This window comes from Microbacterium sp. zg-B185 (assembly GCF_030246885.1).
Classification (GTDB): domain Bacteria; phylum Actinomycetota; class Actinomycetes; order Actinomycetales; family Microbacteriaceae; genus Microbacterium.
The window spans coordinates 185,333-199,766 of record NZ_CP126739.1; the positions used below are offsets into that span (position 1 = coordinate 185,333).

At 70.0% G+C, this 14,434-nt stretch carries 15 protein-coding genes; 14 read left to right on the forward strand and 1 reads right to left on the reverse strand.

Annotation, left to right across the window (positions count from 1 at the left end; translation table 11 throughout):
• Positions 1-57: 57 nt before the first annotated feature.
• From tilS to lysS, 12 genes are all read left to right on the forward strand, one after another.
• The gene (gene tilS, locus QNO12_RS00845) at positions 58-1,053 is read left to right on the forward strand and encodes a tRNA lysidine(34) synthetase TilS (RefSeq protein ID WP_257500808.1); all 996 of its coding nucleotides are present in this window, start codon (positions 58-60) and stop codon (positions 1,051-1,053) included.
• 58 nt (positions 1,054-1,111) lie between these two features.
• Complete coding sequence (gene hpt / locus QNO12_RS00850) at positions 1,112-1,663, forward strand: hypoxanthine phosphoribosyltransferase (RefSeq protein ID WP_257500807.1); 552 nt, start codon at positions 1,112-1,114, stop codon at positions 1,661-1,663.
• Positions 1,664-1,975: 312 nt separating this feature from the next.
• The gene (gene ftsH / locus QNO12_RS00855; RefSeq protein ID WP_257500806.1) at positions 1,976-3,982 is read left to right on the forward strand and encodes an ATP-dependent zinc metalloprotease FtsH; all 2,007 of its coding nucleotides are present in this window, start codon (positions 1,976-1,978) and stop codon (positions 3,980-3,982) included.
• A gap of 10 nt (positions 3,983-3,992) precedes the next feature.
• Positions 3,993-4,583 carry a GTP cyclohydrolase I gene (gene folE / locus QNO12_RS00860; protein ID WP_257500805.1) on the forward strand — a complete coding sequence of 197 codons (591 nt, stop codon included), beginning with the start codon at positions 3,993-3,995 and terminating at the stop codon, positions 4,581-4,583.
• Positions 4,580-5,404, forward strand: a complete 825-nt coding sequence (gene folP / locus QNO12_RS00865) for a dihydropteroate synthase (protein WP_257500804.1) — start codon at positions 4,580-4,582, stop codon at positions 5,402-5,404. The genes folE and folP overlap by 4 nt, the downstream gene beginning before the upstream one ends.
• Positions 5,405-5,415: 11 nt before the next feature.
• Positions 5,416-5,793: a dihydroneopterin aldolase gene (folB, locus tag QNO12_RS00870; RefSeq protein ID WP_257500803.1), complete on the forward strand. Its 378-nt coding sequence runs from the start codon at positions 5,416-5,418 to the stop codon at positions 5,791-5,793.
• Positions 5,793-6,326, forward strand: a complete 534-nt coding sequence (gene folK / locus QNO12_RS00875) for a 2-amino-4-hydroxy-6-hydroxymethyldihydropteridine diphosphokinase (protein ID WP_257500802.1) — start codon at positions 5,793-5,795, stop codon at positions 6,324-6,326. Before folB ends, folK begins: the two co-directional genes overlap by 1 nt.
• Positions 6,323-6,805 (forward strand): DUF3180 domain-containing protein, encoded by a 483-nt coding sequence (locus QNO12_RS00880; protein WP_257500801.1) that lies wholly within the window; start codon positions 6,323-6,325, stop codon positions 6,803-6,805. The genes folK and QNO12_RS00880 overlap by 4 nt, the downstream gene beginning before the upstream one ends.
• Positions 6,806-6,881: 76 nt before the next feature.
• On the forward strand, positions 6,882-7,415 hold the full coding sequence (locus QNO12_RS00885) for a PH domain-containing protein (RefSeq protein WP_374113608.1): 534 nt from the start codon (positions 6,882-6,884) through the stop codon (positions 7,413-7,415).
• Between the two features lie 78 nt (positions 7,416-7,493).
• Positions 7,494-9,065, forward strand: coding sequence for a PH domain-containing protein (locus tag QNO12_RS00890; protein ID WP_257500799.1), 1,572 nt, complete (start codon positions 7,494-7,496; stop codon positions 9,063-9,065).
• Positions 9,062-9,775: a Rossmann-like and DUF2520 domain-containing protein gene (locus tag QNO12_RS00895; RefSeq protein WP_257500798.1), complete on the forward strand. Its 714-nt coding sequence runs from the start codon at positions 9,062-9,064 to the stop codon at positions 9,773-9,775. The genes QNO12_RS00890 and QNO12_RS00895 overlap by 4 nt, the downstream gene beginning before the upstream one ends.
• Before the next feature lie 79 nt (positions 9,776-9,854).
• Positions 9,855-11,378 (forward strand): lysine--tRNA ligase, encoded by a 1,524-nt coding sequence (gene lysS, locus QNO12_RS00900; protein WP_257500797.1) that lies wholly within the window; start codon positions 9,855-9,857, stop codon positions 11,376-11,378.
• 33 nt (positions 11,379-11,411) lie between these two features.
• Here the strand turns inward: lysS and QNO12_RS00905 are convergent, their stop codons facing one another.
• Positions 11,412-12,602 (reverse strand): DUF4192 family protein, encoded by a 1,191-nt coding sequence (locus QNO12_RS00905; protein WP_257500796.1) that lies wholly within the window; start codon positions 12,600-12,602, stop codon positions 11,412-11,414.
• A 112-nt stretch (positions 12,603-12,714) separates the two neighbouring features.
• Here QNO12_RS00905 and QNO12_RS00910 point away from each other — a divergent pair, with 112 nt between their 5' ends.
• On the forward strand, positions 12,715-12,906 hold the full coding sequence (locus tag QNO12_RS00910) for a hypothetical protein (RefSeq protein ID WP_257500795.1): 192 nt from the start codon (positions 12,715-12,717) through the stop codon (positions 12,904-12,906).
• A gap of 49 nt (positions 12,907-12,955) precedes the next feature.
• Positions 12,956-14,419: a cardiolipin synthase gene (gene cls, locus QNO12_RS00915; RefSeq protein WP_257500794.1), complete on the forward strand. Its 1,464-nt coding sequence runs from the start codon at positions 12,956-12,958 to the stop codon at positions 14,417-14,419.
• Positions 14,420-14,434: the final 15 nt, after the last annotated feature.

The following is a 14,434-nucleotide window of genomic DNA, read 5'->3' on the forward strand; positions in this document are numbered from 1 at the left end:
GGGCCTACCGCGGTCGCGCCCGCCGGTTTGACGTTCCGGCGGCGATACCGTGGGAGCGTGGACGCCCGCCCCAGCCTGGATCCTGCCGTCGCCGAGGTGCGACTGGCGGTGCGGACGGCGCTGTCCGCGCTGCCGCCGGGCGAGACCGTGCTGGTCGCGCTGTCCGGTGGCGCCGATTCGCTCGCCCTCGCGGCGGCGACCGCGTTCGAGGCTCCGAAGCTCGGGCTGCGTGCGGCGTCGGTGACGATCGATCACGGGCTGCAGCACGGCTCTGCGGATGCCGCGGCGCGGGCGGCCGGTCAGGCGCGGTCCCTCGGGCTCGACGCGCGCATCGTGCCCGTCGAGGTGGGTTCCGACGGTGGCCCCGAGGCGGCCGCGCGGACCGCGCGCTACGCGGCGCTGGCCCGCGAAGCATCCGCGATGGGCGCGCGCGCGGTGCTGGCCGGGCACACCCTCGACGACCAGGCGGAGACCGTGCTGCTGGGGCTCGCGCGCGGGTCCGGGGCGACCAGCCTGCAGGGCATGGCGCCCACCGCCGAGCTGGGCGCGGGAGTCGCGCTGCTGCGGCCCCTCCTCGCCGTGCGCCGGGCGACCACCCGCGCCGCCTGCAGGGCCGCGGACCTGGAGCCGTGGGAGGACCCGCACAACGCCGACCGCCGCTTCGCCCGCGTGCGCGTGCGCGAGGCCGTCCTTCCGGTGCTCGAGGCCGAACTGGGCCCCGGGATCGCCGAAGCGCTGGCCCGCACGGCGGTGCAGCTGCGGGAGGATGCCGCGGCCTTCGAGGAGATGATCCAGGAGACCATCGAGGACATCGTCGAGCACGCCGAGGCGGGCATCTCGGTGTCGATCGCAGCGCTGGCCGCCAACCCGGCCGCCCTGCGCCACCGCATCATCCGGCACGTGGTCGCGGCCGAGTTCGGTTCGAGCCTGACGCGCACGCAGACGCTCGAGGTCGGCCGGCTGGTGACCGACTGGTCCGGACAGGGACCGATCGACCTGCCCGGGTGCCGCGCCCGGCGCGTCGGCGGACGACTGGAGTTCACGGCATCCTGAGCGGCCCCGACGCGGGGCCGCGCTCGGCGCCGACCCGGCCCGACTCTAGACTCGGAGCATGCGAGCCTCGGACATCCAGAGCGAGATCACCGAAGTCCTCGTCACCGAGGAGCAGATCCTCACACGGCTCGATGAGGTCGCCGCACAGGTCGCGGTCGACTACGCCGGCAAGGATCTGCTGCTCGTGGGCGTGCTCAAGGGCGCGATCATGGTGATGGCGGACTTCTCCCGGGCGCTGCCGACCGTCGCCCCGATCGACTGGATGGCGGTGTCCTCCTACGGCGCCGGGACGAAGTCCAGCGGCGTCGTGCAGATCCGCAAGGACCTCGACGAGGACCTGCACGGTCGCCACGTCCTGATCGTCGAGGACATCATCGACTCCGGCCTGACCCTGAGCTGGCTGCTGGAGAACTTCGCCTCCCGGGGTGCGGCGTCGGTCGAGGTGTTCGCCCTGCTGCGCAAGCCGGATGCAGCGAAGGTGCATGTCGACTGCAAATACGTCGGCTTCGACATCGCGAACGAGTTCGTCATCGGCTACGGGCTGGACTACGCCGAGAAGTACCGCAATCTTCGCGACGTGGCGATCCTCGCCCCCCACGTTTACAGTTGACGCGCCTCGACGCAATGCCGCGCAGCGGCGTTGCGCCGAGGCGCGTCGAGATCGAGTAGGCGGCGCAGCCGCCGTATCGAGATCTCTCCAGGCCGCGATGCCGCGCAACGGCGAGCAGTCTCGGGGCCTCGATGCGGCGCAGCGGCGAGCAGTCTTTCCGCACACCACCGACCCGCGCCGGCTGATTACGCCCCGGGCGAATGCACAGTCTGGGCATAGGCAGCCCGCGATACCCTGATTTCACCGTCGCCGAGGCCCCGAGCCCTTGTGCGCACGGATCGTCGACGAAAGGGAACGGGCGCCGCCCGCACCATGGACCTGAAGAAGATCACCCGAAACCCGCTCTTCTACGTGCTGCTGATCGGGATCTTCCTGATCGTCGGGTTCTCGCTCATCTCCAGCCTTGGCGGAGCCAAGCAGATCTCCACCCAGGAGGGGCTCAAGCTCCTGGACGGTTCGACGGTCACCGAGGTCGTGAACACCGACGGTGATCAGCGTGTCGACATGAAGCTGTCCAAGCCCTACGAGGGCGCTTCCGACGTGCAGTTCTACTACGTCTCGGCACGCGCCGAAGAGGTCGTCGACGCGATCACCGCCGCCGACCCCGCCGACGGTTTCAACGACTCCGTGCCGCGTCCGAGCTGGTTCGACGGCATCCTCTCGCTCATGCTGCCGCTTCTGCTGCTCGGCGTGCTCTTCTGGTTCCTGCTCTCCAGCGCCCAGGGCGGCGGGAGCAAGGTCATGCAGTTCGGCAAGTCCAAGGCCAAGCTCGTCTCGAAGGAGTCACCCACGGTGACCTTCGACGATGTCGCCGGCGCCGATGAGGCCATCGAAGAGATGCAAGAGATCAAGGACTTCCTCAAGGACCCCTCCAAGTTCCAGGCCGTGGGGGCCCGCATCCCGAAGGGCGTGCTGCTGTACGGCCCTCCCGGAACCGGCAAGACCCTCCTCGCCCGGGCGGTCGCCGGTGAGGCCGGTGTGCCGTTCTACTCGATCTCGGGCTCGGACTTCGTCGAGATGTTCGTGGGCGTCGGTGCGAGCCGCGTCCGCGACCTGTTCAACCAGGCCAAGGAGAGCGCGCCGGCGATCATCTTCATCGACGAGATCGACGCGGTGGGCCGTCACCGCGGCGCCGGGATGGGCGGCGGTCACGACGAGCGCGAGCAGACGCTCAACCAGATGCTCGTGGAGATGGACGGCTTCGACCCGAAGGTCAACGTCATCGTCATCGCGGCGACGAACCGACCCGACATCCTGGACCCCGCACTGCTGCGCCCGGGTCGTTTCGACCGCCAGATCGGCGTGGACGCGCCGGACCTGAAGGGCCGCAAGCGGATCCTCGAAGTGCACGGCCGCGGCAAGCCCCTCGCGGAGGGCGTGGACCTCGAAGTCGTCGCCCGCAAGACGCCCGGGTTCACCGGCGCTGACCTGGCCAACGTGCTCAACGAGGCGGCGCTGCTGACCGCGCGCTCCAACGCGCAGCTGATCGACAACCGCGCACTGGATGAGGCCATCGACCGTGTCATCGCGGGACCGCAGCGCCGCACCCGCGTCATGCGCGACAAGGAGAAGCTGATCACCGCGTACCACGAAGGCGGTCACGCTCTCGCGGCGGCGGCGATGAACAACACCGACCCGGTGACGAAGGTCACCATCCTGCCCCGCGGCAAAGCGCTCGGGTACACGATGGTCCTCCCGCTGGATGACAAGTACTCCGTCACCCGCAACGAGCTGCAGGACCAACTCACGTACGCGATGGGCGGTCGCGTGGCCGAGGAGATCGTGTTCCACGACCCCACCACCGGCGCCTCCAACGACATCGAGAAGGCCACCGGGATCGCCCGCAAGATGGTCACCGAGTACGGCATGACCAACGAGGTCGGACCCGTGAAGCTCGGCTCCGCCAGCGGCGAGGTGTTCATGGGGCGCGACATGGGCCACGGCCGGGAATTCAGTGAACGGCTCGCCGAGCGCATCGACCTGCAGGTCCGCGAGCTGATCGAACAGGCCCACAACGAGGCCTACCAGGTGCTCAACGACAACCGGGATGTCCTGGACCGGCTCGCGCTGGAGCTGCTGGAGAAGGAGACGCTCGACCACATCGAGCTCGCCGAGATCTTCAAGGACGTCAAGCGGCTTCCGCCGCGGCCGCAGTGGCTCTCCAGCAACGAGCGTCCGGTCTCGGTCCGGCCGCCCGTCGAGGTGCCGCGCCGAACGCACCCCGAAGGCATCGCCGCGGCCGTGGAGGCCGAGCAGGAGGCGCCCGAGAAAGCCACGAAGCGTCGTCCCAGCGGGCAGGCGCGTCCCGCGACCGCGTAGGCTCGGGCCTGTGGCCGTCGATCGTGAGCGCGTCGCTGCGCTCGTTCGCGAGCTGCTGGCGGCGATCGGTGAGGACCCCGAACGCCCCGGCCTGCATCTGACCCCGCAGCGGGTCGCAGACGCCTATGCGGAGTTCTTCTCCGGCGTGGGGGTGGATCCTGCCGCGCCCCTCGCGCACACGATCTCGATCGCACGCGGCCCCGCGCCGGACACGCTGCCCTCGGGTGCGGTCATGCTCCGCGACATCCGCTTCCGGTCGGTGTGCGAGCACCACCTGCTTCCGTTCCGCGGCCACGCGCACATCGCCTATCTGCCCGGGGAACAGGTCGTCGGGCTGGGCGCACTGCCGAAGGTCGTGGACATCCTGGCGTCCCGTCCGCAGGTGCAGGAGCGCCTCGGCGAGCAGATCGCCGACACGATCGCCGATTCTCTGGACGCCCGCGGTGTGCTGGTCGTCCTCGATGCCAGCCACGAGTGCGTCACGATGCGCGGTGAGCGGCAGACCGAGGCCTCGACCGTCACCATCGCCGCCCGCGGGGAACTGTCCGAACCCGCCGCCCGGGCGGAGTTGATCGCGCTGCTCGGGGCGCCGCGCGGATGAGCACCCTCATCATGGGGATCGTCAACGTCACCCCGGACTCATTCAGCGACGGTGGCCGCTTCGTGGACCCGGATGCGGCGATCGCCCATGGTCTGCTGCTGCGTTCGCAGGGAGCGCACATCCTCGACGTGGGGGGCGAGTCCACCCGTCCGGGCGCGGAGCGAGTCGCCCCGCGGATCGAGCAGGAGCGTGTGCTGCCGGTCGTCCGAGCACTGGCCGACGCGGGCATCGCGGTGAGCATCGACACGATGAACGCCTCCACCGCCCTGGCTGCGGCGCAGGCCGGTGCTCGTATCGTGAACGACGTCTCGGGCGGACTTGCGGACCCGGATCTGCTCGCGGCCGTCGCCTCCACGGGCGCCGACCTCGTGATCGGCCACTGGCGCGGCCCGTCCACGGACATGTACGCGCGTGCCGAGTACGCAGACGTCGTCGTGGAGGTGATCAGGGAGCTGTCCGAGCGGGTGCAGGCGGCTGCCGTTGCCGGCATCCCCCCCGCACGGGTGATTGTGGACCCGGGGATCGGGTTCGGCAAGAAGGGCGCACAGAACTGGGACGTGCTCACAGCGCTGCCGCGCATCGCCGGCCTCGGGCACCGTGTGCTGGTGGGCACCAGCCGCAAGCGCTTCCTGGCCGAGGCGCTCAGCGCGGATGCCGCTGACGACGTCTCGGAGTCGCGCCGCGATCTTGCCACCGCGATCACGAGTGTTCTGTCGGCTCAGGCGGACGCGTGGGCGGTCCGAGTGCATGATGTGGTCGGGACGCGGGACGCACTGCGGATCGCCGATGAGTGGTGGCACCCTGCCGCACGCCGAGCCTGAGGGAGAATTCGATGGACGTCGCGGACGAGATCACGCTGACCGGCCTGCGGGTGTTCGGTCGGCACGGGGTGTACGAGAGTGAGCGCCGGGACGGCCAGTACTTCATCGTCGACGCGACGCTCCACGTCAGCACCACGACGGCGGCGGCCAGCGACGATGTCGTCGATACGGTGCACTACGGCGAGGCGGCCGAGCAGATCGCCGCCATCGTCGCCGGAGAACCCGTCAACCTGCTCGAGACGCTCGCCCAGCGCATCGCCGACGCATTGCTCGGTTACGACGGGGTGCGCATGGTCGCGGTGACGGTGCACAAGCCGGAAGCGCCCATCCCGCTGCAGTTCGCCGACGTTTCCGTCACGATCCGCCGCAGCCGACCGGAATCCCGCTAGTGAGCCGCCGACTCGCCGAGGGAATCGACACCGACCCGCACCGGACCGATCCCGGGCCGGTGCGGGCGGTCGTCGCCCTCGGTGCCAACCTGGGCGACCGCGCGGCGACTCTCGAGGCGGCGATCCAGGACCTGCGGCGGCTGCCGCTGGTGGACGAGGTGCGCGCGTCCGCGCCGGTGGAGTCGGTGGCCGTCACGCCGGAGGGCCCGGATGCCGCGGCCCCGGCGTACCTGAACGCCGTCGCGCTGGTGACCACGCGGCTCGCGCCGTCCCTGCTGATGGAGTTCCTGCACCGGATCGAGACCCGCCACGGGCGTGAGCGGCACCAGCGGTGGGGGGATCGGACGCTGGATCTGGACCTCATCTCCTACGGCGCGGTGATCAGCGAAGACGTCTTGCTGACCCTGCCGCATCCACGGGCCGCTGAGCGCGACTTCGTGCTTCAACCGTGGCTGACGATCGATCCGGATGCGGAACTGCCCGGTCAAGGCAGGGTGGACGCGGTCCTGGATCGGCTGCGGAGCGGCTCGTGAGACGAACCGGGGCCGGCATCCTGCTGATCGCGGCGGCCATCGGAGTCGCCCTCGGGTTCCTGTTGGACCAGGGGCTCACCGCCGTGGGCCGGGCGACCTTCATCCCCTCCATCACCCTGCCGATCTTCCTGGTGCTGCTCGGCGGAATCGTCGTGGCGCTCGCGCTGCCCATCCGCCGTGCGACGCGGGGAGTGCACGGTCAGCCGGTCAACCCGTTCTGGGCGCTGCGCATCGCCATGCTGGCGAAGGCGTCGAGCATCGTCGGAGCCGCCGTCGGCGGCCTCGCCGGTGGTCTGGCGCTGTTCCTGCTGACCCGCCCGGTTTCTCCCTCGGTAGGCTCGTTGGGCGCCATCATCGCGACCCTCGTCTGCGGTGCACTGCTGGTGGCCGCAGGCTTGTATGCCGAGCATCTCTGCACGATCCGGAAGGACGACGATGACGAACAGCCCGGAGGCGACGACCCCGGACTCGCCACGTAGCGAGCCGCTCCCGGCGCAGCCTGGCTCCGCCGCCGCGCACGCGGACCTGCCCGTCCCGCCGACGGACGCCGCGTCGCTGGACGTCCTGGATTCCGGCACGTACTCGTCGATCCGCGAACCGCGCGCGGAGGGCCGGCTTCCGCTCGGCGACGGCACTTGGCATCAGCTGGCCCGTCAATACGTGTGGGTGCAGCTGATCTCCACGGGCGCGCTCGCTGTCCTGGTCCTGGCGGCCATGCTGCTGCTGACTCTGGTGTGGCACCAGTGGTGGGCGTGGATCCCGGGCGGGATCTTCCTGGTCATCCTCATCTGGACGATCGTGATCACGCCTCGTCAGGCGCGCGCCTACGGATATCAGCTGCGCCGCGACGACCTGGTGTTCCGTCGCGGCATCCTGTGGCAACGGGTGGTCGCCGTGCCGTATGGGCGGATGCAGCTCGTGGACATCACGCACGGCCCGCTGGACCGCGGTTTCGGCATCGCTCAGCTCAAGCTGGTGACCGCCGCGGCATCCACCGGCGTCGTCATCCCCGGGCTCAAGCAGGAGGCCGCGGAGCGCTTGCGCGACACGCTCGTGGACGTGGCCGAGACGCGTCGGACGGGTCTGTAGGTGCACGCGCAGCCTCCGCTTCCGCCGAGCGATCCGCCGTCGGCTCCGGCCGGCGTGCCCGGCCCCGCGGCTCGCTCGTTGACCGACGGCGAATGGCACCGCCTGCATCCGCTGACCCCGCTCTTCCGCGGCGGGCTGTTCCTGGTCGTCATCGCCGGTGTCGTGATCGCGAACCTGCGCGACCGCCTGGTCTTCATCTTCGTGCCCTGGCTCGACGACGACATCGACATCGAGGTGGAGGAGATGCAGGGTGGTGACCCCATCGATTTCATCGTCGCCAACAACCTCGTCCTCGTCGCCGGGCTTGCGCTGCTGGCGATTCTGTTCGTGCTCATCGGCCTGTTCTACCTGTCGTGGCGATTCCACACGTTCCGCATCACCGGCGACGACGTCGAAGTGCGCAGCGGCGTGCTGTTCCGGACCCATCGGCGGGCACCGCTGGATCGCGTGCAGGGTGTCAACCTCACGCGTCCGATGTTCGCCCGGCTGGTCGGCATGGCGAAGCTCGAAGTGGTCGGCGCGGGTCTGGACTCGAACGTCAAGCTCGAATACCTGTCCACCCCGAACGCCGAGGCGGTGCGGGCAGACATCCTCCGGCTCGCATCCGGGCGCCGTCCGGCGGGCGCACCCGGCCCCGGCTCCGCTCCGCACGCATCGCGGGTCGCGAACGCGGCATCCGTGGTCAGCGCCGGAATCAGCGGCATCATCACGGGTGCGGAGGAGCCGGTCAGGGAACCCGAGTCGGTCGTGCACATCCCCGTCGGGCGCCTCATCGCCTCACGCCTGCTGAGCACCTCGACGCTGTGGCTGCTGGCCATCGTCGTCGCGATCATCGTGGGGTCCATCGCCGGCACCCCGTGGGTGCTGTTCAGCCTGGTGCCCGCGCTCCTCGGATTCGGGGCGTACTGGGTGCGCACCATCACGCGGTCGCTGCGCTATTCGATCGCCCCGACGCCCAGCGGAGTGCGCATCACGTTCGGTCTGTTCACCACCATCACCGAGATCCTCCCGCCCGGGCGCGTGCACGCGGTCGAAGTGGACCAGTCGATCCTCTGGCGGCCGTTCGGGTGGTGGTCGATCACGGTCAACCGGCTCTCCGGGCGCGGCATCGCCGACGCCAACGCGGATCAGTTCACCACCGTCCTGCCGGTCGGCACCCGCCAGGATGTCGAGCGCGTGATGCGTCTGCTGCTGCCCACGTTGCCGGAGAGCGATTGGCCGCTCGTGTTCGAGCACGGGGTCCTCGGGCCCAGACCGGACGACCCCTACACGAACACACCGCGGCGGGCGCGCCTGCTGCGTCCGCTGTCCTGGAAGCGCAACGGCTTCCTGCTGCTCCCGCAGGCACTGCTGCTGCGGCGTGGCCTGATCTGGCGCAAGCTGGCCGTGTTCCCGCTCGCCCGGCTGCAGAGCGTCGGCATCGAGCAGGGTCCGATCGATCGGACCCTGTCGGTCGCCGGCATCCGCGCCCATACGATCGCGGGCCGGGTGTCCGGCCGCCTGGGGGTGCTGGACCGGGATGCCGCGCTCGCACTCTTCGACGACGCCGAAGCTGCGGCGGTGGCCGCGGCCGCAACCGACCGCAGCCATCGCTGGGCGGGCGACGCGGCGGCATCCGAGCCGGTCGCGGAACCGGGAGGCGCACGGTGAGGCGCGACGGCCGGCTCGGCGTCGGCATCATCGGCGCCGGTCGGGTGGGACCGGTCGTGGGCGCCGCCCTCGGCGGGGCCGGACATGCGGTGGTGGGGATCACCCGCGGCTCGGACGAAGAACGCGTCGAGGCGATCCTGCCCGGCGTGCCCGTCCTGGATGCGCTCGAGGTCGTCCGCCGCAGTGAGCTGGTCGTCATCGCCGTACCCCACGAGGAGTTGCCCGGACTGGTCGCCGGACTGGCCGACCTGAACGCGTGGCAGCCGGGCCAGCTCGTCATGCACACCGATCCCGCGTACGGCATCGGCGTCCTCGCGCCGGCCGCCGCGAAGGGCGCGATCCCGCTCGCGGTGCACCCCGCAGTGGCGTTCAGTGGAACCTCGATGGATCTGCGTCAGCTCTCCCAGGCGTATGCGGCCGTCACCGCGCCGGCACCCGTGCTGCCGATCGCCCAGGCGCTCGCCGTCGAACTCGGCTGCGAGCCGGTCGTCGTCGCCGAGGAATCGCGCGCCGCGTACGCGGAGGCCCTCGAGACCGCCACCGAGTTCTCCCAGTCCATCGTCCGCCAGTCCACGCGGCTGCTGGCCGAGGCGGGTGTTCCCGACCCCGGCCGGTACCTTTCCGCGCTCGTGCACTCCACCGTCGATCAGGCACTGTCCGAAGCGGGCTCCGCGGCCACCGACGATCCGACGACCGCGCTGGAGGGCTGATCCCGGCGCCGACCGGGGGCCGCGAGGTCGCTTCGTGCGCGCGGATAGACTTGGGCCGACTTCCGAGGAGCCCGAAACGATGAGCACTACGCCTGCGCCTGCCGACGCGAACGAGCCGACCGAGGAGGACGTCTTCGAGCAGAAGGCCGTGCGACTGGCCAAGCGCGAGCGGCTGATCGCCGAACGGCCGGATGCCGCGGGCGGCGCGTATCCGGTCGCCGTGCCGATCACCGACACCATCCCCGCGCTTCGCGCCCGTTTCGGCGAGCTGGAAGCCGGCGCCGAGACCGGTGTGACCGCGGCCGTCGCCGGTCGCGTGGTCTTCAGCCGCAACACCGGCAAGCTGTGCTTCGCCACGCTGCAGGCCGGAGACGGCAGTCGCATCCAGGCGATGGTCTCGCTCGCCGGCGTAGGCGAGGAGTCGCTGCAGCGCTGGAAGGACCTGGTCGACCTGGGCGACCACGTCTTCGTGCGCGGTGAGGTCATCTCCAGCCGTCGCGGCGAGCTGTCCATCATGGTGTCGGACTGGCAGATCGCCGCCAAGGCGATCCTGCCCCTGCCCAACATGTACAGCGAGCTCTCCGAGGAGAGCCGCGTGCGCAGCCGGTACCTGGATCTGATCGTGCGCGACCGGGCACGGGAGACGGTGCGGGCGCGCGCGAAGGTCAACGCGTCCCTGCGCCAGACGTTCACCGACCGCGGCTACATCGAGGTCGAGACGCCGATGCTGCAGGTCCAGCACGGCGGCGCATCTGCCCGCCCCTTCGTGACCCACTCGAACGCGTTCGACACCGAGCTGTACCTGCGCATCGCTCCGGAGCTGTTCCTCAAGCGCGCCGTCGTCGGCGGGCTCGACCGGGTGTTCGAGATCAACCGCAACTTCCGCAACGAGGGAGCGGACTCCACCCACAGTCCGGAGTTCGCGATGCTCGAGTCCTACGAGGCGTACTCCGACTACAACGGCATCGCCGACCTGACGCAGGACCTCGTCCAGAACGCGGCTGTGGCCGTGGCCGGCTCCACCACCGTCACCTGGGCGGACGGGACCGAGTACGACCTCGGCGGCCAGTGGGACCGCATCTCGATGTACGACTCGCTGTCGGCGGCATCCGGTGTTCCGATCACGCCCCAGACCTCGGTCGAGGACCTCCGGGCGCTCGTGGCCCGCGAGGGCATCGAGGAGCCGCCGCTGGCCACGCACGGCAAGCTCGTCGAGGAGCTGTGGGAGCATTTCGTCAAGCCCGGCCTGGTGCGTCCGACCTTCGTCATGGACTTCCCGCTGGACACCAGCCCGCTGGTGCGCGAGCACCGCTCGATCCCGGGCGTGGTGGAGAAGTGGGACCTTTACGTCCGCGGTTTCGAACTTGCGACCGGTTACTCGGAGCTCGTCGATCCCGTCATCCAGCGCGAGCGGTTCACCGAGCAGGCCAAGCTCGCCGCACGCGGTGACGTGGAAGCCATGCGCGTGGACGAGGAGTTCCTCCGCGCTCTCGAGCACGGGATGCCGCCGTCGGGCGGCCTGGGGATGGGCATCGACCGTCTGCTGATGGCGATCACCGGTCTCGGCATCCGCGAGACGATCCTCTTCCCGCTGGTGAAGTAGCACCGCACCGCGCGGCGAGCCAGGCGGCACGCGTCACCTGCGCCGGAACGCCCAGTCCGGCAGATGCCCGGCATAGACGAAGGAGCGCACGATCTCGGCCAGCCCGTGCTCCGGCTCGATCCGGCATGCCCGCGCCGCGTAGCTCTCGGCGTGGGTGGAGCGGCCCAGCGCCCACGCCAGCCACGCGCACGTGGCGAGGGGTCCCGGCCGCTCCGCGCGCGGTGCGGCCGCCGCGATGCGTCGAGAGAGGGCGAGCGCCGCTTCGAGCCGGTCGGGATCCGGCCGCTCGCCCTCTCCCCACATCTGCATCGCCAGATGGGCGGGGTACTCCTCACCCGCCTCCCAGCGCAGCTGCGCATCCAGGGCTTCATCGCCCGCAGCCATGCCGCCGCTCCACTGGACGAGCGCGATGTCGCGCAGCGCGGGGCGCCCGAGGCACCACACCAGTGCCGCCGCCTGGAACGGGGCCAGACATCCGGGATCCCACCCCAGCGACTCCTCGAACAGCGTCGGGAGATCATCCAGCGTGCACACAGCGGCCAGCGCGCGGGGATCGACGCGGTGCTGGTCTGCGGATCCGGCCACGGATGCCGCGGCATCCGTCCGCCCGTCCCCGGATGCCGTCCCGCCCGGTCGCCGCGCACCGGAGTCCGGACCGCACAGCAGCCTGACCGCATCCTCCAGCGACGCGAGCGCGTCGGCCGTTCGCGCCCTCTCATCCCGCGGGACGCGCGGCAGCTCGGCGCCGGTGGCCTGATCTCCCGCGGTCACCGACAGCGCTGCGGCACTCTCGGGCGCCGCGCCGAGCTCGGCCAGGGCACGGCCGGACGGCGGGCACGAAGGATCGAACGCGGAGCCCCAGCCGTCCGCCGCGACGCACAGCGCGTCGGTCAGCCGGATGCCGCACGCGTCGGCACGGCGTTCGAGCGCCGTGATCAGATCGCGGTGCGGCAGTCCCGCGGCGGCGAAGACAGCGTCGGTGTACGCAACCGCGGCCACCGCATCCGCGTCGGGCAAGCGGCAGACCATGCCCACCAGGGTCGCGGTGAACCGATCCAGGTCGTCGAGGTCGGCAGTGCCGGGCAGATCGAACCGCATCGCACCGATGCTCCGCGACCCGGAGAAGGGAACCAGAACGAGGCTGCGGGTGGGGTGATAGCCGAGCATCTGGGGCACGAAGGAGAGGAATTGCGCCGCATTCGCGGCTGTGACGGTCGTGGTCATGAGTCGAGCTTGGGTCGTCCCGGGCCGGCGCGAACGGGCTTGGGTCCGCACTGGGGAAGGGTCGGTGGCCGCACCGGGGTGGGGAGGAACCGCTGGACGGTATCCTGGAGGCATGGATAGCTACTGGGTCGCGGTGTTCTGGTCGCTGCTGCCCACGGTCGTGGTGAGCGGGCTGTTCTTCTTCATCCTCCGCAGCATCCTGCGCAGCGACCGCACCGAGCGTCGCGTGTACGCGCGGGTGGAGGCGCAGGAGCGGGCCAAGCGGGGTCTGCCCCCGGCGCCGTCGGCGGCGTCCGAGCGCTGAGTCGTTCTCCCGTACGCTGGGGGAACGTCCGGGCGGGGGAGGCCACTTGATGACTGTCACGTTCGACGCGACGTGGTGGCTGATCCTCGTCTTCGTCACGGACATCGCCATCCGCATCGCGGCAGTCATCATCGTGCCGCGCAACCGCCGCCCGACCGCAGCGATGGCATGGCTGCTGGCGATCTACTTCATCCCCCTGATCGGGGTCTTCCTCTTCCTGCTCATCGGCAATCCGCGGCTTCCGCGCAAACGCCGCCGCATGCAGCAGCAGATCAACACGTACATCCAGGACACGAGCGCCTCGCTGGATTTCGGGACGCTGCGCCCGCACGCCCCGGACTGGTTCACCTCGCTGGTGACGCTCAACCGCAACCTCGGCGCGATGCCCTTGGCCGGCGACAACGCGGCGCACCTGATCTCGGACTACCAGCAGAGTCTGGACGAGATGGCCGCGGCCATCCGGCAGGCCACCCGGTACGTGCACATCGAGTTCTACATCCTGCAGACCGACCCGTCCACGGACAACCTGTTCCGCGCGATGGAGGAGGTCGCCGCGCGCGGGGTCACGGTGCGGGTGCTGCTGGATCACTGGGCCAACCGCGGCAAGCCGTTCTACAAGGAGACCTTGAAGCGGCTGGATGCGATGGGGGCCCAATGGCACCTGATGCTGCCGGTGCAGCCGTTCAAGGGCAAATATCAGCGGCCCGATCTGCGCAACCACCGCAAGCTTCTGGTGATCGACGGCAACGTCGCCTTCATGGGTTCGCAGAACGTCACGGACTCCACCTACAACCTGAAGAAGAACATCAAACGCGGTCTGCACTGGGTCGACCTGATGGCCCGGCTGGAGGGACCGGTCGTCGCTTCGGTGAACGCCGTCTTCCTCTCGGACTGGTTCAGCGAGACCGGTGAGATCCTCACCGACGAGATCGACCTGTTCAATGTGTCCTCCGGGCCCGGGGATCTGGACTGCCAGATCATCCCCTCCGGCCCCGGCTTCGAATTCGAGAACAATCTGCGGCTGTTCCTCGCACTGATCTACTACGCCCAGCGCAAGGTGATCATCGTCAGCCCCTACTTCGTGCCGGACGAAGCGCTTCTCCTCGCGATCACCACCGCCTGCCATCGTGGGCTGCACGTGGAGCTGTTCGTCTCCGAGGAGGGCGATCAGGCGATCGTCTACCACGCCCAGCGCAGCTACTACGAGGTGCTGCTGCGCGCAGGAGTGAAGATCTGGATGTACCGCAAGCCCTACATCCTGCACAGCAAGTCGATGACGATCGACGACGGGTTCGGCATCATCGGCTCCAGCAACATGGACATGCGCTCGTTCGGTCTGAACATGGAGATCTCGATGCTCGTGCGCGGAGAGCAGTTCGTCACCGAGATGCGCGACGTCGAAGCGAGCTACCGTGCGCTGAGCCGCCAGCTCACCCTGGAGGAGTGGGAGAAGCAGCCCCTGCGCTCCACCGTGCTGGACAACCTGGCGCGCCTCACCTCCGCGCTGCAATAGCTCCGGCGCCGTGAC

Excerpts from the sequence above, each read along its gene's own strand:
- folB (WP_257500803.1), top strand. The coding sequence starts at position 5,416 with ATGGACGTCGCGGACGAGATCACGCTGACCGGCCTGCGGGTGTTCGGT.
- QNO12_RS00910 (WP_257500795.1), top strand. The coding sequence starts at position 12,715 with ATGGATAGCTACTGGGTCGCGGTGTTCTGGTCGCTGCTGCCCACGGTC.
- lysS (WP_257500797.1), top strand. The coding sequence starts at position 9,855 with ATGAGCACTACGCCTGCGCCTGCCGACGCGAACGAGCCGACCGAGGAG.
- ftsH (WP_257500806.1), top strand. The coding sequence starts at position 1,976 with ATGGACCTGAAGAAGATCACCCGAAACCCGCTCTTCTACGTGCTGCTG.
- cls (WP_257500794.1), top strand. The coding sequence starts at position 12,956 with ATGACTGTCACGTTCGACGCGACGTGGTGGCTGATCCTCGTCTTCGTC.
- folP (WP_257500804.1), top strand. The coding sequence starts at position 4,580 with ATGAGCACCCTCATCATGGGGATCGTCAACGTCACCCCGGACTCATTC.
- QNO12_RS00905 (WP_257500796.1), bottom strand. The coding sequence starts at position 12,602 with ATGACCACGACCGTCACAGCCGCGAATGCGGCGCAATTCCTCTCCTTC.
- hpt (WP_257500807.1), top strand. The coding sequence starts at position 1,112 with ATGCGAGCCTCGGACATCCAGAGCGAGATCACCGAAGTCCTCGTCACC.